Origin of the sequence: Scytonema sp. PRP1, assembly GCF_036697665.2 — a bacterium.
Taxonomy (GTDB): domain Bacteria; phylum Cyanobacteriota; class Cyanobacteriia; order Cyanobacteriales; family Nostocaceae; genus Kalymmatonema; species Kalymmatonema gypsitolerans.
Genome location: NZ_JBAHYJ020000123.1, coordinates 98875 through 121596, shown reverse-complemented (window position 1 = coordinate 121596; position 22722 = coordinate 98875). Strand labels below are relative to the sequence as shown.

Annotated in this window: 20 protein-coding genes and 1 pseudogene; 17 read left to right on the top strand and 4 right to left on the bottom strand. The window is 43.1% G+C overall.

Annotation, left to right across the window (positions count from 1 at the left end; translation table 11 throughout):
- Positions 1-58: 58 nt before the first annotated feature.
- From V5G28_RS32805 to V5G28_RS32775, 7 genes are all read left to right on the top strand, one after another.
- On the top strand, positions 59-3100 hold the full coding sequence (locus V5G28_RS32805; protein WP_332991578.1) for a bifunctional diguanylate cyclase/phosphodiesterase: 3042 nt from the start codon (positions 59-61) through the stop codon (positions 3098-3100).
- Positions 3101-3167: 67 nt separating this feature from the next.
- Entirely contained in the window at positions 3168-3833 is a 666-nt protein-coding gene (locus tag V5G28_RS32800) for a hypothetical protein (RefSeq protein ID WP_332991576.1), read from the top strand.
- A gap of 7 nt (positions 3834-3840) precedes the next feature.
- Positions 3841-5214 (top strand): four-carbon acid sugar kinase family protein, encoded by a 1374-nt coding sequence (locus V5G28_RS32795; protein ID WP_332991574.1) that lies wholly within the window; start codon positions 3841-3843, stop codon positions 5212-5214.
- Between the two features lie 88 nt (positions 5215-5302).
- Positions 5303-6460, top strand: coding sequence for a septum site-determining protein MinC (gene minC, locus V5G28_RS32790; RefSeq protein ID WP_332991572.1), 1158 nt, complete (start codon positions 5303-5305; stop codon positions 6458-6460).
- 138 nt (positions 6461-6598) lie between these two features.
- Positions 6599-7405 carry a septum site-determining protein MinD gene (minD, locus tag V5G28_RS32785; protein ID WP_096565138.1) on the top strand — a complete coding sequence of 269 codons (807 nt, stop codon included), beginning with the start codon at positions 6599-6601 and terminating at the stop codon, positions 7403-7405.
- Between the two features lie 30 nt (positions 7406-7435).
- On the top strand, positions 7436-7744 hold the full coding sequence (gene minE, locus V5G28_RS32780; protein WP_096565136.1) for a cell division topological specificity factor MinE: 309 nt from the start codon (positions 7436-7438) through the stop codon (positions 7742-7744).
- A gap of 105 nt (positions 7745-7849) precedes the next feature.
- On the top strand, positions 7850-8041 hold the full coding sequence (locus V5G28_RS32775) for a hypothetical protein (protein WP_332991568.1): 192 nt from the start codon (positions 7850-7852) through the stop codon (positions 8039-8041).
- A gap of 62 nt (positions 8042-8103) precedes the next feature.
- Here the strand turns inward: V5G28_RS32775 and V5G28_RS32770 are convergent, their stop codons facing one another.
- Positions 8104-9429 carry a hypothetical protein gene (locus V5G28_RS32770; RefSeq protein WP_332991566.1) on the bottom strand — a complete coding sequence of 442 codons (1326 nt, stop codon included), beginning with the start codon at positions 9427-9429 and terminating at the stop codon, positions 8104-8106.
- A 931-nt stretch (positions 9430-10360) separates the two neighbouring features.
- Between V5G28_RS32770 and fmt the strand changes: the two genes are divergently transcribed.
- Positions 10361-11356 (top strand): methionyl-tRNA formyltransferase, encoded by a 996-nt coding sequence (gene fmt, locus V5G28_RS32765; protein ID WP_332991564.1) that lies wholly within the window; start codon positions 10361-10363, stop codon positions 11354-11356.
- Between the two features lie 56 nt (positions 11357-11412).
- Here fmt and V5G28_RS32760 read toward each other — a convergent pair whose 3' ends face one another.
- Positions 11413-11778: a DUF6464 family protein gene (locus V5G28_RS32760; RefSeq protein WP_332991562.1), complete on the bottom strand. Its 366-nt coding sequence runs from the start codon at positions 11776-11778 to the stop codon at positions 11413-11415.
- A 402-nt stretch (positions 11779-12180) separates the two neighbouring features.
- Here V5G28_RS32760 and V5G28_RS32755 point away from each other — a divergent pair, with 402 nt between their 5' ends.
- Positions 12181-12447 carry a hypothetical protein gene (locus V5G28_RS32755; RefSeq protein WP_332991560.1) on the top strand — a complete coding sequence of 89 codons (267 nt, stop codon included), beginning with the start codon at positions 12181-12183 and terminating at the stop codon, positions 12445-12447.
- 444 nt (positions 12448-12891) lie between these two features.
- Here the strand turns inward: V5G28_RS32755 and V5G28_RS32750 are convergent.
- Positions 12892-14446: pseudogene (locus tag V5G28_RS32750) on the bottom strand (flavin monoamine oxidase family protein).
- A 441-nt stretch (positions 14447-14887) separates the two neighbouring features.
- On the opposite strand from V5G28_RS32750, the gene V5G28_RS32745 reads away from it, so the two are divergent.
- Positions 14888-15019 carry a hypothetical protein gene (locus V5G28_RS32745; protein ID WP_336231310.1) on the top strand — a complete coding sequence of 44 codons (132 nt, stop codon included), beginning with the start codon at positions 14888-14890 and terminating at the stop codon, positions 15017-15019.
- Between the two features lie 71 nt (positions 15020-15090).
- Here the strand turns inward: V5G28_RS32745 and V5G28_RS32740 are convergent, their stop codons facing one another.
- Positions 15091-16485: an IS110 family transposase gene (locus tag V5G28_RS32740; protein ID WP_332987132.1), complete on the bottom strand. Its 1395-nt coding sequence runs from the start codon at positions 16483-16485 to the stop codon at positions 15091-15093.
- A gap of 769 nt (positions 16486-17254) precedes the next feature.
- Between V5G28_RS32740 and psaC the strand changes: the two genes are divergently transcribed.
- The 7 genes from psaC to V5G28_RS32705 all read left to right on the top strand — a co-directional run bounded on the left by psaC (position 17255) and on the right by V5G28_RS32705 (position 22453).
- Positions 17255-17500 carry a photosystem I iron-sulfur center protein PsaC gene (psaC, locus tag V5G28_RS32735; RefSeq protein ID WP_071838288.1) on the top strand — a complete coding sequence of 82 codons (246 nt, stop codon included), beginning with the start codon at positions 17255-17257 and terminating at the stop codon, positions 17498-17500.
- 359 nt (positions 17501-17859) lie between these two features.
- The gene (glmS, locus tag V5G28_RS32730; protein WP_332991558.1) at positions 17860-19761 is read left to right on the top strand and encodes a glutamine--fructose-6-phosphate transaminase (isomerizing); all 1902 of its coding nucleotides are present in this window, start codon (positions 17860-17862) and stop codon (positions 19759-19761) included.
- 108 nt (positions 19762-19869) lie between these two features.
- A complete protein-coding gene (locus V5G28_RS32725) occupies positions 19870-20190 on the top strand; it encodes a type I restriction-modification system subunit M N-terminal domain-containing protein (protein ID WP_332991556.1) in 321 nt (106 codons plus the stop codon).
- Positions 20190-21173, top strand: coding sequence for a DUF3644 domain-containing protein (locus tag V5G28_RS32720; protein WP_332991554.1), 984 nt, complete (start codon positions 20190-20192; stop codon positions 21171-21173). The genes V5G28_RS32725 and V5G28_RS32720 overlap by 1 nt, the downstream gene beginning before the upstream one ends.
- A 128-nt stretch (positions 21174-21301) precedes the next feature.
- Positions 21302-21814, top strand: coding sequence for a type I restriction endonuclease (locus tag V5G28_RS32715; RefSeq protein WP_336231523.1), 513 nt, complete (start codon positions 21302-21304; stop codon positions 21812-21814).
- A gap of 129 nt (positions 21815-21943) precedes the next feature.
- Entirely contained in the window at positions 21944-22105 is a 162-nt protein-coding gene (locus V5G28_RS32710; protein ID WP_336231517.1) for a hypothetical protein, read from the top strand.
- Between the two features lie 42 nt (positions 22106-22147).
- A complete protein-coding gene (locus V5G28_RS32705) occupies positions 22148-22453 on the top strand; it encodes a type I restriction enzyme endonuclease domain-containing protein (protein ID WP_332991550.1) in 306 nt (101 codons plus the stop codon).
- Positions 22454-22722: the final 269 nt, after the last annotated feature.

The following is a 22722-nucleotide window of genomic DNA, read 5'->3' as shown; positions in this document are numbered from 1 at the left end:
AATCTCAGACGCTTGCAAGTGCAATTGTACCTTTTATTAAATCTGTCTAGAAATACCAGTGCAGAATTTCTTGCGTCCGATTGCAAAGAGCTTACTAAAGGCACCGCTGCGTGTAGCTCTCGTACTACCTTTTGTGGTGCAAATCTCTACTGCTGTAGGGCTAACAGCGTTCTTCTCCTTAAAAAATGGTCAAAAAGCTGTTAATGAGGTTGCTTCGCAGCTGCGGACTGAGATTGTCACTCGGATTCATCAACATATTACTGCTTACATGAAGACACCACAAATTGTTACTCAGATGAACTCCTATTCTGTTGGTTGTGGTGAGTTAAATTTAAAATCTATAAAAAGTCTAGAACGCCATTTTTGGCATCAAATGCAGTTATTTAATTCCTTAAGCCCAATCGCTTTTGCAAGTACCAAGGGAGACATTCATTCGGTCGATCGCCTGAATAATGGTTCACTCGTCATCCGCGTCCTAAACCAATCAACAGGTGGTAAATATCATACCTACACTACCGACAGCCAAGGTAATCGCCTCAAGTTAATTCGAGTTAACACAACCTTTGATCCTCGCACTCGCCCTTGGTACACAAAAGCTGTGAAAGCAGGTCAATTTACTTGGACTGAAATTTATCCGTATTTCTCTTCATTAGGGCTGGCGATTAGTGCAACTCAACCTCTTTATGACGAGGCTGGTAGCTTGTGTGGAGTGACGAATGCAACGCAATCTCTATCGCAACTAGGTAACTTTTTGCACAGTTTAAAAATCGGTCGTTCAGGACAGACATTTATTATTGAGCGTTCTGGAGACTTGGTAGCAAGTTCAACGGCTGAGCAACCTTTTATCCTGAGTCAAGAGGGAGGAGAGAAAAAAGGTAAACGGTTAAAGGCGATCAAAAGCAGCGATCGCGTCACTCGTCTCACAACACAGTATTTACAACAAAATTTTAGTAATTTTTATAATATTTCTCCTAGCCAGCAGCTCGAATTTGAAATAGATGGCAAGCGGCAATACATACAGACTATGCCCTTTACAGACGGTTATGGGCTAGATTGGGTGATTGTCGTGGTGGTTCCAGAAGCCGATTTTATGGAGCATATTGAAGCCAACACGCGAATCACTGTTTTGTTATGTTTTGTAGCATTGATACTGGCTACAGTGATAGGATTGAAAACTTCTCATTGGATAACGCAACCAATTGTGAGGTTAAGTGAAGCCTCTAGGGAAATCGCTAATGGTAAGTTAGACCAAATTGTTACAGTAGAAGGCATCAAGGAACTCAGAGTTCTTGCTCAGGCGCATAACCAAATGGCGACTCAACTGCAACAGTCATTTGCTCAACTATTAGAAGCTAATAGGCAGCTAGAAGCTGAAATTACGGAGCGTAAGCAGGTGGAGTCGGCGCTGCGCCTTAGTGAAGAGCGATTCCGCTTAGCGCTTGATAACATCCCTGATACATTTGTGATTTATGATGCCGAGCGACGGCTCCAGTTTATCAATGCTTTCGGAGTCAGGCGCAGCGGTTATCCTCAAGAAGCAATTATTGGTAACACAGATGAAGAATTATTCCCCCCAGAAGTTACAAATAGTTTTCTCCCCATCCTCCGCCAAACTGTGGAGACACGTACCTTACAAACCGGAGAATGCAAAATTAGTTTGCCTGGTTCTGACCCTTTCACTATAGTTGTCACCTATGTGCCGCTTTTAAACGAACATGGGGAAATTCATCAGATTCTTGGGATTACCCATGATATTACTGAGCGCAAACGGGCAGAGGAACAGTTGCTACAGAATGCGTTTTACGATGTACTAACAGGTCTACCTAACCGAGCTTTGTTTATGAACCGATTAGGAGTTGCACTTGAGCAGAAAAAACGCCATAAGGATTATTTATTTGCCGTCCTATTTTTAGACCTAGATCGATTTAAGTTGATTAATGACAGTCTCGGACACTTACTTGGAGACCAATTTCTACTTGAAATAGCAAAAAGGTTAGAATCGTGCGTACGCTCCACGGATATAGCAGCACGGCTTGGAGGAGATGAATTTACCGTTTTGCTTGACCCAATTGAGAATGTGTCAAATGCCATTCAAGTAGCTGAACGAATTCAACAGGAACTCGCATTACCTTTTAGGCTGAATGGGCATGAAGTGTCCACCACGGCGAGTATTGGCATCGCTTTGAGTTCAGCAGTAGATTATAATCAACCACAAGACGTACTGAGGGATGCTGACACAGCAATGTACCGAGCCAAGGCACTAGGCAAGGCGCGCTATGAGCTGTTCAACTTAGAGATGTATGAAGAAGCTGTAGCTAGATTAGAGTTAGAGATTGCTTTGCGCCAAGCGATCGAGCGTCAGGAGTTTCAAGTTTATTATCAACCGATAGTTTCGCTTACCAGTGGCACAATTTCAGGTTTTGAGGCTTTGCTGCGTTGGCAGCATCCAGAGCGTGGTCTAGTATCTCCTACAGATTTTATCCCCATAGCGGAAGAAACAGGACTGATTGTCTCGATTGGTTACTGGGTGCTGCAGGAGGCATGCCGTCAGATGCAAGCTTGGCGAATGTGCGATGATCCCACCAATTCACTAAACAAAATAAGTGTTAATCTCTCGATCAAGCAGTTTTCCCAACCGGATTTGATTGAGCAAATGGCGCAAATATTGCACTTGACTGGTCTTGATGCTTGCTATCTTGTGCTAGAGATTACCGAAAGTGTCATCATGGAAAATGGCAATGAGACAACTGTTGCGTTTTCAAAACTTCGAGAGATGGGTATTGAGTTATCAATTGATGACTTTGGTACAGGTTATTCTTCATTAAGTCGTCTGCATAACTTTCCAATTAGTACCTTAAAGATTGACCGTTCTTTCGTCACCCCGATAGACAATAATGGCAAGAATTTGGAAATTATTGAGACAATTGTCACACTTGCACACAAACTAGGTGTTGATGTCACCGCCGAAGGGGTAGAGACAAAAGAGCAACTAGCATTTTTAAGAAGGTTGAACTGTGAATATGGTCAAGGATATTTCTTCTCCCATCCATTGGATAGTTCAGCTGCGACAGCATTAATCGTGACAAATCCCCAATGGTAAAGCTTGAATGAGTACATAGTATTAACATATCAAAGAGACGCTACTCGCGCTTTCATAGGAGTATCCATTGCAGCCAGATTTATTAAGCCTGGAAATGACGAAAGGAGAACTGAGACGCCTGATTGGGTTAGACCCAGATAATATCTTCCGACCTTCTATTATCAAAAATCGCGACAAGCGATTGAGTTTTTTTATGAATGAGATGATTGTAGCACTCGCGCTGACTCCAATCATTGTCGGGTTGATTTATGGGTTTATTATTCTGCCAACAATTGGTTCTTCAATTCTCTTAGGAATCATTTTACTTATAAGCGTCCCACTTGGTGTCATAGTTGGGCGCTGGTTTTGGCGGCGTTTAACCTGTCCCAAAACACTCACAACACTGTTAGATGAAGTTGATGAATATCATGCTGTGATCAAAGCGATAGATATTCATGACCAACTAGCAACATCTGGGAACACAGAAAGTAGTATAACTGATAGAGAAAAAGTTGTAGCTGCTCTGCAACTTATAAGAGAAGATTTAGTTCGCGCTTTGAAAACAGAACGAATTTTAAGAGATAATAAAAAGTTACAGACTAATAATCAAGAGTTACTTGTCAATAATTTAACAAAATTGCAAAGTCTGCAACTTAGCCCTGTTTCAGGCGAGTATGCTCAACTGCTAAATCAATCATTGCAGATTGCTCTTGATGTGCAAGCACAAATAAGAAAAATACAGTCGTCCCATTGACTTAAAAATGACCAACAAACCAAAAATAATTGTCTTAGATGATGACCCTACGGGTTCTCAAACAGTCCACAGTTGCTTGCTGCTTATGCATTGGGATGTGGACACCTTACGCTTGGGGTTGCAGGATGATTCACCAATTTTATTTGTGCTAACAAATACAAGAGCGCTACCCCCAGAAAAAGCAGCATCTATTACCAGAGAAGTTTGCCATAACCTCAAACAAGTGATAACTGGAGTAGGGGGAGGAGATGAGGGAGATGCTGCTTCATCCCTACAAGCAGCTAAAAAAGACGGGTTTCTCATTGTCAGTCGTTCTGATTCGACTTTACGGGGACATTACCCCATTGAAACCGATGTCATTGCTGAAGAACTCGGTCCGTTTGATGCTCATTTTCTCGTACCAGCGTTTTTTGAAGGCGGACGTATCACTAAGGACAGCGTGCATTATTTGATGACTGATGATGTCACCACGCCCGTGCATGAAACCGAGTTTGCCCGTGATTCTGTCTTTGGCTATCATCACAGCTACTTACCTAAATATGTCGAAGAAAAAACACAAGGACGTATCAGTTCTGAGTCGGTAGAAAGATTTTTACTGGCGGATATTCGTGCTGGTAGTCTCGAACGACTGATGAAACTCACTGGGAACCAGTGCGCTGTTGTGGATGCTGAAATTCAAGCGGATCTCAACCGCTTTGCACAAGATGTGCTTGCAGCAGTCAGTCAGGGAAAACGCTTTTTGTTTCGCAGTGCAGCCAGTATCTTAACGGCTTTAGCAGCGTTACCTCCTCAACCTATTGCCCCAGAAAATATGGCACAGTATGTGCGAGGAGGGAAACCAGGTGCAGTGATTGTTGGTTCCCATGTGAAAAAGACAACTCAGCAGTTAGAGGTGCTGTTGCAACAAGAGGGAACTGTTGGAGTCGAAGTCGATGTCTCGCGGTTAGTTGATGATGTCGCAAATGATTGTGCTACGCTGTTAACCGAGATTTTAGATGATGTCCGTGCGGCACATGATGCTTTGAAAACACCAGTGGTTTACACAAGCCGTAAGGAACTTACTTTTAAGGATGTTGAGACAAGGTTACAGTTTGGGGAAAAAGTTTCAGGCTTATTGATGGATATCGTACGGGGTTTACCATCAGATATAGGATTCTTAATTAGTAAAGGTGGCATTACTTCCAACGATGTTTTAAGTACTGGTTTGGAACTAACTTCAGCACGTTTACTCGGTCAAATTTTAGCCGGTTGTTCAATGGTGACAACTGCATCAGACCATCCTCAATTTCCTAATTTGCCAGTGGTGCTGTTTCCAGGGAACGTCGGCGATGCTGATGCGTTGGCAATAGTTTACAAAAGACTAAGTACAAATACAGCATGAGAAATGTAAATTTTTAAGAACGCTGTTGTACACAGCGACTAATCTAGTATAGGTAATTGCTCGTTTTTCGTATTTTGGCAAGTGTTACATGACTTCTGATTCTACTATCCCTGATTTAGAGTCAAAAAAAGCCTTCTCTGATGAGGAGGCAATCTCTGCCCTTTCTGATGTAAAGTCAACTTCACAAGCAGAGGAAAATCCTGTCCTCCCTGAAGCAGAGGTAAATTCTGTTTTGCTTTACTTAAAGTCAGATTCATACCATCCGGATGTTGAGGCAAATTCTTACCATCCCGATGTTGAGGCAAATTCTTACCATCCCGACATCGAATCAAATTCTTACCATCCCGATGTTGAGGCAAATCCTGTTTTATCCGGTACACAGTCCAATCCTCACCTTCCAGATGTTCAGTCAAATTCCGTCGTTGCTGATATAGAGTCCAATCCAGCTGTTGTAAATTTAGAATTGACTGAATCACCGTCATTAGAAAATACGGTGAATCCCAATATCCAAGTTCAACTCAAAACTCAGGAAGGAAAACTTTTATTAATTTTACCAACAGAATCTCAATTGCCTGCCTCGGAATACAGTTGGACTGAGATTTGGCAACAGATGAAGCTGCGGCTTTTAGCTTGCGATCGCTCTTTTTCACCCAATACAGCCGTGCATCTGATAGCGCAAGACCGATTGTTGGATACCAGACAGCTTCAAGAACTCGCCGAAAGTTTGAATCAATTTCAAATTCAGCTCAAATCGGTTTCTACCAGTCGTCGCCAAACTGCGATCGCTGCTGTCACATCTGGCTATTCTGTAGAACAAGTACCGCGACAAACAACGCTTGGTTCTGAATCCAAACCTGCTTACCCCCCGCTTGCAGAACCTTTGTATCTAGAGAAGACGTTGCGTTCTGGAGAGGAAATTCGCCACCCCGGTCATGTTATTCTCTTAGGGGACTTAAATCCTGGTGGTATCGTAGTTGCAGATGGAGATATTTTAGTTTGGGGTCGTCTACGTGGAATTGCTCATGCAGGTGCCCTTGGAAATCGCGATTGTTTGATTATGGCTTTGCAAATGGAACCAACCCAATTGCGAATTGCTGATGCTGTAGCTAGGGCACCAGAAAACTCCCCGATGCAGTTTCATCCTGAGGTAGCATACATTGCAACCCAAGGAATTCGCATCGCTCGGGTGACTGATTTTTCTAAAATCCAATTAAGCAGGATGAATCCAAGCAAGGATGAAGGATAAAACAAAGGATAAAGAATGAACAATGAAATACCATAATTTTCACTTCATACTTTATACTTGAGCTTTCATTTCATACTTGATACTTTAGCCTTGATTTTATTGTATATTTTCTAATCACTAATCGAGCTCGTTTCTCTCATGACTCGCATTATTGTTACGACCTCCGGCAAAGGAGGGGTGGGGAAAACCACGGTTACGGCAAATTTAGGGATGGCATTAGCCAAAATGGGGCATCAAGTGGCTTTGATTGATGCGGATTTTGGTCTGAGAAATTTGGATTTACTGCTAGGGCTAGAGAACCGCATTGTCTATACGGCGGTTGAAGTCCTGGCTAGGGAGTGTCGCTTAGAACAAGCTTTGGTGAAGGATAAGCGCCAACCCAATCTCGTCTTGCTACCTGCGGCGCAAAATCGCACCAAAGATGCCGTCACTCCTGACCAAATGAAGTTATTGGTGAATGCACTGGCGCAGAAGTATCAATATGTTTTGGTTGATAGCCCAGCGGGAATTGAAATGGGGTTTAAAAACGCGATCGCCCCAGCAAAAGAAGCCCTGATTGTTACTACTCCTGAAATTGCCTCAGTCCGTGATGCCGATCGCGTCGTTGGCTTACTCGAAGCACAAGGCATCAAGCGTATTCATCTCATTATTAACCGTATCAGACCTGCAATGGTACGGGCAAATGATATGATGTCAGTTCAAGATGTTCAGGAACTTCTTGCAATTCCTTTGATTGGGGTCGTCCCTGACGATGAGCGGGTTATTGTCTCTACCAATCGCGGCGAACCTTTAGTGTTAGCAGAAAATCCTTCTTTAGCTGCTACAGCTTTTGAGAACATTGCCCGTAGATTGGAAGGGGAAACGGTCGATTTTCTTGAGCTGGATTCATCTAGTGACAACATCTTCACCCGTCTTAGAAGGTTGTTGTGGACAAAAATCATTTAACTTCATCGCGTCTCCTCCCACCAATCTGCAATGATTCTTGAACTTTTAGAACGAATTTTTTTTCGCGGTGCTGACAACAGTCGCACTCAAGTCAAACGTCGTCTGCAATTAGTGATTGCCCATGATCGCGCTGACTTAAGCCCTCAGATGGTGGAAAAGATGCGCCAAGAAATCTTGGAAATTGTGTGTCGTTATGTGGAAGTTGAGACAGATGGCTTAGAATTTACCTTAGAAAGCAATCAACGGACGACAGCTTTAATTGCTAATTTGCCCATCCGTCGAGTCAAAGAAACTCAAGAAGATACACCTGAAGTAGGCAGTAGCGACAAATCTAAATAGTTTTATGAATAACCGTTTATCATAAAAAATTCCCGCTCTAGCTATCAGCCAATAGGGTTCAGTTAAGGATTGTTGATGAAGATTCCAGACGTGTAGAGACGTTGCATGCAACGTCTCTACATTGCCATCCTGATAATGGCTTTGGTCTTATCACCAACTGTATTGGGTTTTGATTCGCCAGGACACTTGGTGCCGCGTTTCCCTGCGCCTTTGCAAAGTGGAGGACAGTGCTGTGGGGAGGTTCTTAACCTTGAAGCAACTGTCCATTCCGTTATTGAACAGACTTCGAGTTACTAAATCTAGTACTCTATTGATGTTGGCAGGATCTGATATATATAAATCCCTATCAGGGATGGAAATTATCTGTAAGCGACTTGTGGACCAGCCCAAACCTCCTTAATCTGACCATAGGTCACAGCCTGATCTGCATTTGTGGCAGCTACAGTCTTGCCATCATAGGCAACTGTTAGCAAGGGCCATTGTTCTTCACCTAATTCGCCAGCACGGAACAATACTTGATCAGGCTGAGTTTTACTCCAGCCTAACAATACAGCAATTTCATGCTTGTTTGCTTCTTGTGAAGGAGTCACACTCTGGGAACGGTTTTGTTCGCGATCCCAAATTACTGCATGATCTGTGGCATCGGAAGTATTCATTGCCCCTTCAAATTTGCGTGCTAAAAAGCGATCGCCCTTTTGTGACCAGCTTACCGGAACTAAAACCGCAATAGTTCCTTGTGCATCATTGTTTGCCGAAGATACCTGAACTTTTAACAAAGGATCATTCATCGGAGCAGTTGAGGTGACCACATGTAACCGCTTAGTTTGCCTATCTTCTACAAACAGAACGCTGGTGACCTGGCTGTTGTACATTTGTGGTTTGACTTCTAGTTTCACGCGGCTGTACATTGCGTATCTACCATCCGGAGAAATGACAGGCACGCTGCGGTAATAACGCACTCCAGAACCTGCTTTGGAAGCGATCGCCTCTTGAGTCGCCTGTATCCATACCCACGGAATAGCATGAGGGCTGCCGATTGGGTCTTGCTGTACTGCTTCAGCTTCTTGGGGTGCTTGTTCTACAACCGTTACTGCTGTTGGCTTTCGTTGCGATTCTTTATGATAGTCAATTTTAGCTGCTTCCAATGTTGCACCAGCAAGCACTTCCCTTGATGCGGAGCCATTATTTACTGCCAACGCTTGAACTTTAGAGGCTTTTAATCGCTGCACTAAATCATGTTGGCTAGCTGCCACCTCGTTTGACGCTGAGTTAGATTCTTTTATTGGTGGCGCTAGTTCAACTGCTACCAATGGATCATTATGAGGCATTTCGACTGAGGCATAATCATCCTCTTCTACAGCCCAGACGTTAATTTTACCTGTTTGTATTTGAGATTGGGGAACCGCAGCTACGGACAGTGGTACAAAGTCAGATTTTTTTGTAGAGGAATTGATTTGCGTTGCTTTTGATACTGAAATCAAATTTGTTTGGTCAACACCAGCCGTTTGCTTTGACACAGACTCAGATTCTGTTGCTACAGAAGGCATTCTAGCTGCTTGTGTTTGTTTTGCTGAACTAGTGTGAGCTGATGCTGCCACTAAGGGCGCAATCAACATCACAAAAAGAAAGTACTTAAGGAATGGTTGCACGCGGAACCATCCAGACAACATAAGGTGTTTAAGCATTTGTTGACTCTCTAGAGGGCGGTTGCTGTGCGAGGAGCTGTGCCTATACAGCAATGGGGCAGGCTATTTTATATGTATAACAAGGAACTCCAGTTTTAACGAAACAATTTACTTAAATTTCGCATACTTTTACAAAAATTGGTATCCTTTAGTACGCATTGTCGCTACAGGCTTTTAGGAAAAGATACGAGTATGGTATTTGAGCCTCACATAGAAATAACTACGTGACAGAAAATGCCGCTACTAATACCCAACCACACCAAAATGCAGGCATAGTTACAAGGATATTCCTTGTATCACTGCAATGACTGCTATAAGACGCAAGCAATGCTTCTACCACAGCACAGATACCGATAACGGTACAACTATGGCGTTACGAGAAAAATTTGCAAACTAACTTTGCAACTGAGCCGAGTCAAATATTACCAGTGACATTTAGTCAATGGAAAATATTCTAAGCTGAACTGCACCAACTGCATAACAAGTTGCAACAAATACAGGAACACACCACTGGTTTGGAAACTCAGCTACAAATGCACCCGTTCCGGGAAATATACAGAAACTAGATCAAATGCGTAGACGCATAAATCCGGAAGTGCGGCTTCAACAGAGAGTAGCGGAGGCTGTTCATCCGACATCGTCAAACACTTAAGCTTGGCTGAAGCAGATGCGCTTAATGCTGGCTAAAATTCCAGCGAGTTCATTATAACTCCACCTAGCGTTTTATTTCACCAAAATGCAACAAATTTGTCACTCTAGCTATCCTATTTAATTTGTGAGAAAAGAACTGTAGAGGATGCCCAGGAGAACACTTGTATGGGCGGTTCCCCAAGCACTGGATTGCTCTGGTTCCTCCAAGTGTGTACCACGGATACGGGCATAGCATTGCTGTACCCTTACAATCTTCCTGTATTGTATTAAATTGAAAAAGATGAAAATCGTATTCTTTGGCACTCCTAGTTTTGCTGTACCGACTCTGGAAAAACTACTGAATCATCCAGAATTTGATGTCTTGGCAGTTGTTACACAGCCCGATAAACGTCGGGGACGCGGAAATCAACTGATACCCTCACCAGTAAAAGTCGTCGCTACCTCTGCTAATCTGCCTGTATGGCAACCTCACCGAGTGAAAAAAGACGCTGAAACTTTAACGAAACTCAAAGAATCAGACGCAGATGTGTTTGTCGTCATTGCTTACGGGCAAATTCTTTCTCAAGAAATTTTAGATATGCCTAAATTAGGTTGCATTAATGTGCATGGCTCAATTTTACCAAAGTATCGAGGTGCCGCTCCCATTCAGTGGTGTTTGTATAACGGCGAGGCTGAAACTGGGATCACGACAATGTTAATGGATGCAGGAATGGATACTGGTGCAATGCTCCTGACGGCTACTACACCGATAGAATTACTAGATAATGCCCATCATTTGGCAGAGAAACTAGCAGTTGTGGGTGGAGATTTGTTGGTAGAAACTTTGTTGAAGCTAGAACATCAAGAAATTAAGCCAATTCCTCAAGATAATTCTCAAGCGACTTATGCGCCTTTGATTAAGAAAGAGGATTATCAATTGGATTGGTCAAAGAGTGCCATACAATTACACAATCAAATCAGAGGCTTTTATCCAGACTGTAATGCCAGCTTTCGCAACCAACCGCTGAAAATCACTGCCACTGCTCCCCTTGATGATGCTTACGGTGATGAGCTACTATCTGAAATCAAAGAAATCATTCATAAAATACCTAATTTGTCAACCTTATCAGGTAGCCCAGGGCAAGTTGTAAGCATCATTAAGGGGATGGGAGCAATTGTCCAAACTGGAGAAGGTTTATTGCTATTGCGAGAAGTTCAAAGTGCTGGCAAACGTCCCCAGTCGGGATGGGATTTTGTTAATGGTTCGCGTTTAGCAGTGGGAGAGGCGTTTGAGTAAGGATGAAGTATGAAGGATAAAGGAAAAAAATTCATGACACCCAATGACTTCATTCTTCATTGTTCAGACTTTCTTTTTTCGTAGTAGCGGCAAGTCTGACATGGTCCATCTGGGTTAACCGCGCAACGAATCATTTCTGAACAAGCATTGTAGCGGCAACTGGCATCGCCGATCACCCAGCGCCCTCCTACAAGACTTTTTTCACTTGGTCGTGTAGCAGATTGTACATATAAAGCAATGTTTTGCAAACGGTAGCGCCCTGCCTTCAGTTGATAGCGGTGGCGGCGCTCTAAAACTGCGTAGGTTTTCCCTTCAAGGTCAAGGTAATTTCCTGGTTGTGGTGTCCAATCAAGTTGAACACTGCCGAGGGACTGACGCGAGTTCGTCAGAATTACCTCGGTTGGTAAAGAATTTGGTTCCATAAACTTTTGTAATGTGATTTACATTAATAGGATGGTAGCGCACCTGCTTGTGCGAACTCACGTAATTTATGTTAGAGTGAGTGATTTGCTAATATTTTGTAAAAAAGAGCTTTTCGTAAGTATACATTTATATATAGTCTCCATTGTTTTCTCTGGTTTTCTAGGAGTCGCTTGGAACCTCACCCCCCAACCCCCTCTCCGCCAAGCAGAGAGGGGGAGTATTTTTCTTTCCTTCCGTGGTGGAAGTGTTAGGGGTGGGGTCAGCTCCTTCGGGGAAGTCAAAAGTCAAGAAGATTATGTACTTCTTAATATAAGTTTACACTTTTAAAATAGCCCTGATGCCTTTCCCTGCACTACCTACAAGTAAGCCATAATACATTTCAAAACGAGGTATGCAAAAACATGAGCTTGGAATTGGTGGTAGCGATCGCACCCTGGTTGGGAGAGTGGATGACAGTCAAAATAGCCGAGGCGGTGCTTGGCGGAGTCAACACTCAGCTAAAACAACAAGACTTAGATAAAGCTTTGAAAACTTGTGTCGCAAAAGCCGATGACGAAGTGAAACTATTCTGTTTGCTATTGCGCAAAGTACAGCATTCCAAGGGGCGATCGCCTTTCTCAAACCTTGAAAAACTTATCAAAACTACTGGTAATACCAATTTTCTATAAACTTGCACTTAATAAATATTTCTCTGCTCCTTGGCGTTCTTGGCTTCTTGGCGGTTCGTTTTCTAATATTAAGTGTATCTTCATGGGGAATTGGTATAAGGTAAAAGCCTCTCTCCTACAAGGAGAGAGGTTTGGAGACAGGTTTTCCAGATACCGTGAAAAGTCAGGTATGCTGTTACCAAAAAAAGGTATCCAGAACACCTCGGATACCTCCTATAAAAAATAAAAAAACTTGTACGAAAAGTGTAAATTGCACTTGTTTGTTTTAGGAGATTTCAAAACTAGAAATTAGGAAATAAATATTGTAACCATCTTTTAAATTTATCAACAAAGTTGCCAATTGGCATTTTTTGTGTTTTGACTCTTAAATTAAGTTTTTAAATATGCCCCTCAAGTCTGTATATTCTGTATATATATATGATACTGAGGGGCGAGTAGAAAATTTTAAGCAACTTGAACCAACTCACGATTTTGATTTGTTTGTGTAGTCTTAGCATGGACTGTACCGATAGAGGAGAACTTTGTCGCTGCAACAGTGCTGTGTTTGTGAGATACGATATCGTATATTGCCTCAAGCGTGGATTCAATTGAACCTTGCAGCCATGCTGGATATTTAGAACAATGTTCGCCAGCGAAGAACAAAGTATTTTGAGGTCTAGCAGCTTCCAAATAACTAATGGTGTGGTTGGATTCATCCGACATATCATCACTCCAATGAACTGTACAGCCACCAGCACTCCACTTGTAGTTACCCCAAGCAATTGAAGCGACATCAGCAACCATACCATTGGTTTGAAGTTCTGGGTGAACCTTGCTAACAATGTTCTTAACGTAGTCGTGACGCTCAGCAGAAGGCATATTCCCCATTTTGTCAGCATCATCACCGATGGTGTAGCTAGCCAGCATTACACTACCACTGTTGGGATTGAACTTCACAGAAGGATAGTAGCTTTGGCGAACGCCTTCACCGCTGAAGGATGCACCACCCTTAATTCCTTGTTTTTCCCAGAAAGCGGATTGAGTGTGAAATGCCACCTTCGTTGCTGGACAATATACAGTGTTGTGGATAGAATCAAGTTTTCTTTCATCAAATCCTTCTCAACTCCATTTTGCGTAATACACTGAAGGGAATGGTACATAATACATACTCGCAACGACGGGTGTGCTTTTCTCCATTCGATAAGTAATCAATTTCTGTATAACCATCTCGCACCCGCAGGGCGACGACTTGTTGGTTACACTTAATAGATGCTTTGATTGATGCTACTAAACGTTGGATGAGTTGATCCATTCCACCTTTGATTTGCAACAAATCGTGGCTGGTTTCTACTATGATGTCGCCCAGGAACATATCCAGACCTTTGCTGCAACGAGCGCGGAAACTTGGATGGTCTTTGATAAATGAGTTTAAATCAATCGTTTCGCCATCTTCACTGAAGTAAGGTTCTAAATCTAACCGTTCCAACTCATCCATCAAGTGAGATTTCAAGTCAGCATCCAAACTTTCGCGCAAATTTCCAGGAGAGATAGTATTGACAATTGTCTTGAACCAAGCAGCAAATAACCGAGTTCTTTCACTGTAACGTGTGTCAGTAAAGATTCCTTTGCGTTCTTGCAGAAGGCGGGGTGCATCTTTCATGCGGAAGACGTTTCCTTCGATGTTCATGAAAGCGTTTTGTTCTTCAAAGACTGTGACAAATTTGCAGAGTTTGTCAGCTAGTCCTAATTCTTTTACATAATGCAGTGTATGTTGGTGGTCACTGGGGATACGCATTGCGCCGAGTTCTGCGTACGGTGCATCTTGTTCGTTACCGAAGCGGTGTGTCCAAACTCGACCGCCAACGCGGGGGCTGCCTTCCATGATATCTACGGTGTGACCCATGCGTTCTAATTCGTAAGCTGCGACTAAACCGGCAACTCCTGCGCCTAAGATGGTGATGTGCTTGCTTTGTTGGGAGTTTGACAGTTTGCACATATCCAGCATGAATTTGGTGTCCATTTTTCGATACCTCGTAAAAGTGTGATAAGGGTAAATTTGAAAGTTTGCGTGGCGGTGTTTGTGTGTTTCAACCGCTTCTGAACGTTCATACCGATGGAGTTGCTGGGTTTATGCAGTCGCTGACAGTTGTGATGGGAAAATTTTTTTTGAGATTCGGGACGGACGCATTTTTCAAAAATGGGCAACTGGTATTGCGGCAGCTTGCTACACTGTCCCAGTGAAAGCAAAGGTTATATCAAGTCCGGTTACTTTCAAGAAACAAGGCAGAGGGCAGAGGGCAGAGGGCAGAAGGGAAGAGGATTTGACTTGTTTGTTCCATTCGTAGCGGGTGGCTTGTGCCGCCAGTGCGCCTGCTCTCAAGAAACACATTATCAAAGTCTTATATAGCAAGGGTTGTAAGAGATGGTGTGGGTGGGATGTTTTCCCTGGTTGCAATCAGCCTTGACGGGCACTTCGTGCCGATCACAAAAGGCAAAGGAGGCGATCGCACACCGTCAGACATCCCACCCTGATTCCCCAGGTGCGATCGCCGTCGGTGGAGCAAAATCAAGAAACACCGCCGTGTCAATCTGATGTATTAAAAATGACAAAAAAATGTGGAGCTTAGATGTGTAAGGCTCCGGGCTTGCTAGCAATCGATGTGTTCAAGAAACACATTCGGTGGCTGGAGATTGAGCAACAAGTTCAAAGCCTAACGACAGCGCTTTTTTCTCGAGATTTTTCACCATGCGCTGGCGATGCTGTTGCTCGTAGACCTCAATACCAGGATCAGCATACTGTCCACTAGTCGTCCACATCAAGTAGAATAAGCGTGCGAGTTTGTGTGCGGTAGCAGTAATAGCTTTAGGGGCACCCAAACGCGCACGTAATCGCCGATAAAAACCCCCTAAAGCAGAATTGCTATGAGTTAAGGAGAAAGCAGCCATCCGAAAAGCATTGGCGGCGCGATTTACCACCGGACGAGTTTGAGAACTTTTGACCTTACCACCAGTGATTTTTTGACCAGGACATAAACCCAACCAAGAAGTAAAATGCTTGGCTGTCGGAAATCGTTTTGGATCTAATCCAACTTCCGACAAAATTGTCTGCACAGTTAAAGCATCAACACCATCAATTAGAGTAAAATCTACACCAGCCATACGGTAAAGATATTTACGTAAATCGAAATCAGGGTGATTAGCAGTTGATTTTTTTCTGCGTTTTTTTTTAGTTGTTGGAAGTTGATCTGAAGTCTTGGGCTGAAAATTACCTAAGCATTTCTCAATTTCCGAGTCAAGGGCAGCAATTTCTTGTTGGTAAACTTCATAAAGGGTCAATTCTTGTTTCAAAACAAACAGATGTTCTGGACGATAATCCCCCGTTAAAGCTTTGGCAATCTCTGTTGTACTGCTTTTAATACGGGGGTCTTTAAGAGTAGCTAAAACTTGTGGGTCTTGCTCACCGCCTACAATCGCCCTAATAATAGCCATTCCCGTTAAACCAGTAATATCACTAATGACTTTATGCAAATGTAAATTCATCTGGATCAGCGCTTTTTGCATCCGCTGCACATGGGTACTAGCACTTTTAATTAGGCTGTCTCGTTGGCGGATATAACTGCGTAGGACACAAACTTCGTCTTCTGGGCGAAAAGAACCAGACAGTAAACCGTATGTGTGTAACTGCTGTAACCATTGACAGTCATTGACATCGGTTTTGCGCCCAGGCACTGTTTTGACATGGTGAGCATTTACCAATCTGACTTCTAAACCCTTTGCTTCTAGAATTTGAAAAACCGGAATCCAGTAGACACCCGTAGCTTCCATTGCTACGGTTGTCACTTGACATTCAATTAACCAATCAGTCATGGCAATTAAATCAGGGGTGAAACATCCAAATCGACGGACATTTTTTTCTGTTCTATCTGGGGGAACACAGACCCAATGTTCTCCACCACCTAGGTCAATGCCTGCAGCATTGTGGTTAATTTGCTCCCAATGTGATGCTGCTTTTTCACACAGTACAGACTGATTGTTGCTTTGATTTGGTGGCAATTTCATAGCTGCAACCCTTATAATTAATCAAAGATGTCCTGCCTGGGTCGGTAACGTGCAAATAATCTCTCAAACGGGATAGGAAAATTTTCCTTCACCAATGTCATAACCATTAAACCCAGAACCACGCTCCTAATCGGGCATTTTTCACACCAGTCAACGCTCGGTTTTAACTGTCAGGACACTTATAAATGTACCTGCATCCATCTCTTCGAGGAACTGTTTCTTTCATTCATAACGGGTTGCAATCGCTACCCGTGGGGCGCTCCTAAGAAACACATTTTCAAACCCATATGTAGTAAAGCTTTCAGAGATTTAAGGAAAATGTGTTTCTTTCATATATATTTCACTTGCGGTACGCCGCAAGTCGGAGGCTCAGATCTTGCACCCAACAAGAGCCAGAGGCTCTAATATCTCGTTACCAGGTTGAACCTGGTAACGAGGGTTTGGAGGCTTCGCCTCCTCACTGTTTGCCTTGTTGCCAGTCTCTGGCTTGGAATACCATTGGGAGGGCTGCTCTCTCTCTCTGCTGTTTATAGGACGGGCAAGATGCCCATCCCACAAAATTGGATATTTTTTAAGAAACAAAGTCCCTAAAGATGCAAACTAGTGTATTTGCAAGCCCTCAAAAGCTTTACTGTTATTTGAAGGTGCTTATTACATTGTTTGAAGTTATGTAGCCTTTTAATTACGGACGATAAGCCACTGCGGTAAACTAAGCCTTGATTATAATTCTTTCGCACCAGAAGAATACTCTGAAAGGAGATTTTTTTCAATGTCTCATACCGTAAAAATCTACGATACCTGCATCGGCTGCACACAATGTGTCCGCGCATGCCCCACTGACGTACTGGAGATGGTTCCTTGGGATGGCTGCAAAGCCCAACAAATTGCCTCTTCACCCCGTACAGAAGACTGCGTGGGCTGCAAGCGATGTGAAACGGCTTGTCCTACCGACTTTTTAAGCATCCGGGTTTACTTGGGATCTGAAACGACTCGCAGTATGGGTCTGGCTTACTAATTTTTCCTTCGGATCGCAGTTAATTATCTCGATAGCAAGCGCTTTTAGGATTGCAGGCTGGGCATTTTCTACCATTTATCACAATGGTGGGTAAGGTCCAGCCTGCACAATTATTACCTTAATGTAAAAGTTTGAAATAAATTGCAACATTGAGCAAGAAAGAACTCTGAACTCAAGAGTCAGAAAACAGACATGCAGTCTTCTCCAATATTGCATCTCCTAGCCCGCTAGTGCGGGCTTTCTTCGTGTAGTGGGGACTTTCGTTGTTAGGGCAAAGTTGTTCTTCTGTGCCAAAATACTACCTTTGTGTTAGCAACTATACTGGGTTTATTAATTCTATAAACGGAGTGGTGTGATCCATGTGCGGGATTGTTGGCTATATTGGCACTCAAGTGGCAACAGAAATTTTGCTATCCGGGCTGGAAAAACTGGAGTATCGCGGCTACGATTCAGCGGGAATCGCCACGATATGGGAAGGAGAAGTGAATTGTGTCCGGGCAAAAGGCAAACTTCACAACCTGCGTTCTAAGCTAGAACAAGTAGAAACCCACGCTCAAATTGGTATTGGTCACACTCGCTGGGCAACTCATGGTAAGCCAGAAGAGTACAATGCTCATCCACATATGGATGCAGCTATGCGAATAGCAGTGGTTGTAAATGGGATTATTGAAAACTACAGTGAGTTGCGCGAGGAACTGAAACACAAAGGATACCAGTTTCGCTCAGATACAGATGTTGAAGTTATTCCCCACCTGATAGCTGAGTTTTTCAAGCACTCCCCCGCTTCTGTTGTTCCTTTTTCCCCCTCTCTCTTCCTTGAGGCTGTTCGTGATACTGTTAAGAAACTTAGGGGAGCGTTTGCGATCGCACTGATCAGTGCTGACTACCCCGACGAACTCATCGTCGTTCGACAGCAAGCACCGATAGTCATTGGTTTTGGGCAAGGGGAATTTTTCTGCGCTTCCGACACGCCAGCTATTATTTCTTACACCCGTGCGGTGTTACCCTTAGACAATGGAGAAATTGCACGCCTGACACCTTTGGGCGTTGAGGTTTACAACTTTGCTGGTGAAAGGTTAAAAAAACAACCCCGCTTGCTCAACTTGAATCCCATAATGGTGGAAAAGCAGGGATTCAAGCACTTCATGCTCAAGGAAATCTACGAGCAACCGGGAGTTGTACGAGCTTGTTTAGATGCATACTTCAATGCTGATTGGAATGACAGTGATTCTACTAATTCTCCGGTGAAGCTTGGTTTATCGGCGGATATTTACGATGACTTAGAACAAATTCAAATCATTGCCTGTGGTACCAGTTGGCACGCAGCAATAGTGGGTAAATATTTACTAGAACAATTGGCGGGAATTCCTACCCAAGTGCATTACGCTTCAGAATTTCGTTATGCACCAACACCCCTGACACCGAATACGCTAACGATTGGCGTCACTCAATCTGGTGAAACCGCCGATACGCTAGCAGCTTTGGCGATGGAAAAAGAACGTCGCCAAGGTAAAGAACCTAAGTATCAGGCGCGGCTACTGGGAATTACTAATCGCCCAGAAAGCACCCTAGGTCAAATGATATTTCATATTATCAATACTCTGGCGGGAATTGAAATTGGGGTGGCGGCGACGAAAACTTTTGTTGCCCAACTGATGGCATTTTACGCCTTGGCTTTGGATTTAGCGTATCTTCGTCAGACTATTCCGCCAACAAGATTGCAGGAAATTATTAACGGGTTGCGGCAAATTCCTGGTGAAATTGAAGCAACTTTGGAAAGACAAGAGCATTATATAGAGCAATTGGCTCATGAGTTTGCAGAAACCAAAGATTTCATCTTTTTGGGAAGGGGAATTAATTACCCCATAGCCTTAGAAGGAGCGTTGAAATTAAAGGAAATCAGTTATATTCATGCAGAGGGATATCCCGCTGGAGAAATGAAGCACGGACCAATTGCTTTGTTAGATGCAAAAGTACCAGTGGTGGCGATCGCCATGCCTGGAAGTGTCTACGAAAAAGTGATTTCTAACGCCCAAGAGGCAAAAGCCCGCGATTCTCGGTTAATTGGTGTCACGCCAGTTAACAGTGGGGAAGCAGCGGAAATCTTTAATGATCTTATCCCGGTATCAAAAGTAGATGAATTGCTTTCCCCTATTCTCACAGTAATTCCCCTGCAATTGCTGGCTTATCATATTGCGGCGCGTCGCGGTTTGGACGTGGATCAGCCAAGGAATTTGGCGAAGTCTGTAACGGTGGAATAATATAATTTCAGCTAAAAAAAATTTAGTTGGCAGATGACAACAGACAAATCTTTATCAAGGGGCGGGCAAGATGTCCGCCCTTTTATCGACCTTTGAGGAGTAGTGTTAGTGGCGCGTACCAAGAACAATCAGAAAAACAATAATGGTGCTAAGTTAGGCTTTGAAGAAAGCCTATGGCAAGCCGCGGATAAGCAGCGGGGTCACATGGACGCGGCGGAGTCTAAACAGGTCGTCCTGGGGCTGATTTTTCTTAAATATATTTCCGATGCCTTTAGTGAAGTTTACAACATTCTCGCCAATCAACCCTACGCTGACCATTTAGAACAATCCCGCACCCTCGCCACGATCCGCGACACCATACTTCCAAAACTCCTATCAGGTGAAATTCGAGTGAAAAATGCTGGAAAAATTTTGGAGACTAAAATTTGATGGCTAAACAGCGACGAGTAAGAAGAATTAAGTCGGTTACAGATGAACTTGTTTATAAGTCACGGGAAGCAGCATTAGCTGCTGTTCAAATTTTTAACAATCCACAAATTTATTTTAAATCTGAAATATTTATAGTAATTATTTGTATTGCTTGGACATATCTTTTACACGCCTACTATCGAAAAATTCGTCTTGAATATCGATATTGCAAACAGCAAGGAAAGCGAAAGAGCTATGATAAAACAAAAACTGGAGCTTATAAATACTGGGAATTAGAACGCTGCCTTAATGAATCCTGTAGCCCTATAGACAGAGATACTGCAAATAATTTGAGATTTTTAATAGGTTTGCGTCATGAAATTGAACATCAAATGACTAGCAGAATAGATGACTATCTTAGTGCTAGGTTTCAAGCTTGTTGTTTAAACTTTAACCACTATATCAAAAAACTCTTTGGCGAAAATCAGGGGATTGAGAAATATCTAGCTCTTAGCCTTCAGTTTTCCACAATTACTGAATATCAATCAGAAACCCTCACTGCAACAGAAGGAATGCCGAAACACATTCAAAGGTTTATTGAGGGTTTTGATGGTCAATTATCTGAAAATGAGTTTAACAGTCCCCAATTTGCATATAGAGTCCTATTTATAGCTAAAACTGCAAATCGAAAGGGGCAGGCTGACCAAGTTATTGAATTTATTAAGGCAGATTCTCCATTAGCTGAAAATATCAATAAGACTTATACGGTCATTAAAGAAACAGAACGCCCAAAATATTTACCTAAAGATGTTGTAAAAATTATGCAACAAGAAGGATTTTTACGTTTCAATATGTCTGAGCATACAAAATTATGGCAAGACAAAGAAGCTAAAGATTCAGGCAAGGGATTTGGAGTTAAAGTTGCTACTACTTGGTATTGGTATGAAGCTTGGATTCAAGAGGTTAGAAAGCACTGTCAACAATTTAGAGAGAAATATCAATGAATGAATGAATTTATTGTTGAAGAAGCAACCCTAGAATGGTTTGAACAACTAGGCTACACCACCCTCCAAGCCTCAGAAATTGCCCCGACACTCCCAACCCTGAACGCGAAACCTACGCCGATGTCGTTCTGTTTCACCGTCTGCGTTCATCCCTAGAAAAAATTAACCCTAAAATTCCCGCCGACGCCATCGAAGAAGCTATCCGCAAACTTACCCACAGCGAAACACCGAGTTTATTTGAGAATAACCGCCGCTTCCACAAACTCCTCACCGATGGCGTAGATGTGGAGTATCAGACATCAGAAAGAATTGTATATGACCAAGTTAAATTAATTGACTTTACCAACTACACAAACAACGACTGGCTAGTCGTTAATCAGTTTACTCTTATTGAAGATAAAAAAGAACGCCGTCCTGATGTCGTCGTCTTTATCAACGGCTTACCCTTAGCAGTCATTGAACTCAAAAACCCAACCGCCGAAAACGCCACAATCAAAAGCGCATTCAACCAATTACAAACTTACAAAAACGGCATCCCCAGCTTATTTCCCTACAACAAAATTCTTGTAGTTTCCGACGGTACAGAAGCCAAAAGTCGGAACCCTAACCGCCGACTGGGAACGCTTCATGCCTTGGCGTGAAAACCTCTCTCCAAACCTCTCTCCTGCAAGGAGAGAGGCTTTGACTTCCCCCTTCCCTTGCAGGGAAGGGGGTTAGGGGGTTAGGTTCCGAATTAGAAGTTGTCATTAAAGGCGTCTTTGAAAAACAGCATGACTCGGAAAATTTGTGTGGACTTATATAACGAAATTATCAAACTTCGTCCTGACTGGCATCATCCCGACGACGACAAAGGCACGATTAAAGTCGTCATGACAGGTTCAGCAGCGGACGAACAACCATTACAACCCCACATCCGCAGCAAAGCCAGGTAACGCAAAGAACTTGCGAAACGCTTTAAAAACCCAGCCGACGAGATGAAATTGGTAATTGTGCGGGATATGTGGCTAACGGGTTTTGATGCTCCATGTCTGCACACTATATATATAGATAAGCCAATGCGAGGACATGGGTTAATGCAAGCGATCGCCCGCGAATTAGTAGAGACAGTTCGCCGCAACGTTACCATCGACTGGACGCAAAAAGAAAGTGTCAAAGCGAACCTGCGACGGTTAGTCAAGCGCTTGTTGCGGAAATACGGCTATCCACCAGACAAGCAGGAAAAGGCGACGGTGATGGTACTGGAACAAGCAGAGACACTGTATAAAAATTGGGCGGCGTGAGGGGAAGAGAAAGGTTTTTACAGGCTAAAATTGTTCAACCGTTTTATTTATTTACAGATTGCGGTTTTAGCTTCCCAGGCTCACCAAGTTTGTCCATAAGGGGTAATTTCTGCGTATGGACTTTAAATTGTCATAATATTTTGACAATATTTAACAATTTATAAAATTGATTTGAGCTTGCTCTATCACGCATGGTACATGAGTACGTTGCCTTGATCAAAGTCATGTCACAACATCGACACACAATTTTCATACTATCTCCATAACCT

Coding starts and splice junctions, on each gene's coding strand:
- V5G28_RS32795 (WP_332991574.1), top strand. CDS start 3,841: ATGACCAACAAACCAAAAATAATTGTCTTAGATGATGACCCTACGGGT.
- minD (WP_096565138.1), top strand. CDS start 6,599: ATGACTCGCATTATTGTTACGACCTCCGGCAAAGGAGGGGTGGGGAAA.
- V5G28_RS32710 (WP_336231517.1), top strand. CDS start 21,944: ATGACTCGGAAAATTTGTGTGGACTTATATAACGAAATTATCAAACTT.
- V5G28_RS32775 (WP_332991568.1), top strand. CDS start 7,850: ATGCAACGTCTCTACATTGCCATCCTGATAATGGCTTTGGTCTTATCA.
- V5G28_RS32740 (WP_332987132.1), bottom strand. CDS start 16,485: ATGAAATTGCCACCAAATCAAAGCAACAATCAGTCTGTACTGTGTGAA.
- V5G28_RS32770 (WP_332991566.1), bottom strand. CDS start 9,429: ATGCTTAAACACCTTATGTTGTCTGGATGGTTCCGCGTGCAACCATTC.
- V5G28_RS32705 (WP_332991550.1), top strand. CDS start 22,148: ATGAAATTGGTAATTGTGCGGGATATGTGGCTAACGGGTTTTGATGCT.
- minE (WP_096565136.1), top strand. CDS start 7,436: ATGATTCTTGAACTTTTAGAACGAATTTTTTTTCGCGGTGCTGACAAC.
- fmt (WP_332991564.1), top strand. CDS start 10,361: ATGAAAATCGTATTCTTTGGCACTCCTAGTTTTGCTGTACCGACTCTG.
- V5G28_RS32760 (WP_332991562.1), bottom strand. CDS start 11,778: ATGGAACCAAATTCTTTACCAACCGAGGTAATTCTGACGAACTCGCGT.
- psaC (WP_071838288.1), top strand. CDS start 17,255: ATGTCTCATACCGTAAAAATCTACGATACCTGCATCGGCTGCACACAA.
- glmS (WP_332991558.1), top strand. CDS start 17,860: ATGTGCGGGATTGTTGGCTATATTGGCACTCAAGTGGCAACAGAAATT.
- V5G28_RS32720 (WP_332991554.1), top strand. CDS start 20,190: ATGGCTAAACAGCGACGAGTAAGAAGAATTAAGTCGGTTACAGATGAA.
- V5G28_RS32755 (WP_332991560.1), top strand. CDS start 12,181: ATGAGCTTGGAATTGGTGGTAGCGATCGCACCCTGGTTGGGAGAGTGG.
- minC (WP_332991572.1), top strand. CDS start 5,303: ATGACTTCTGATTCTACTATCCCTGATTTAGAGTCAAAAAAAGCCTTC.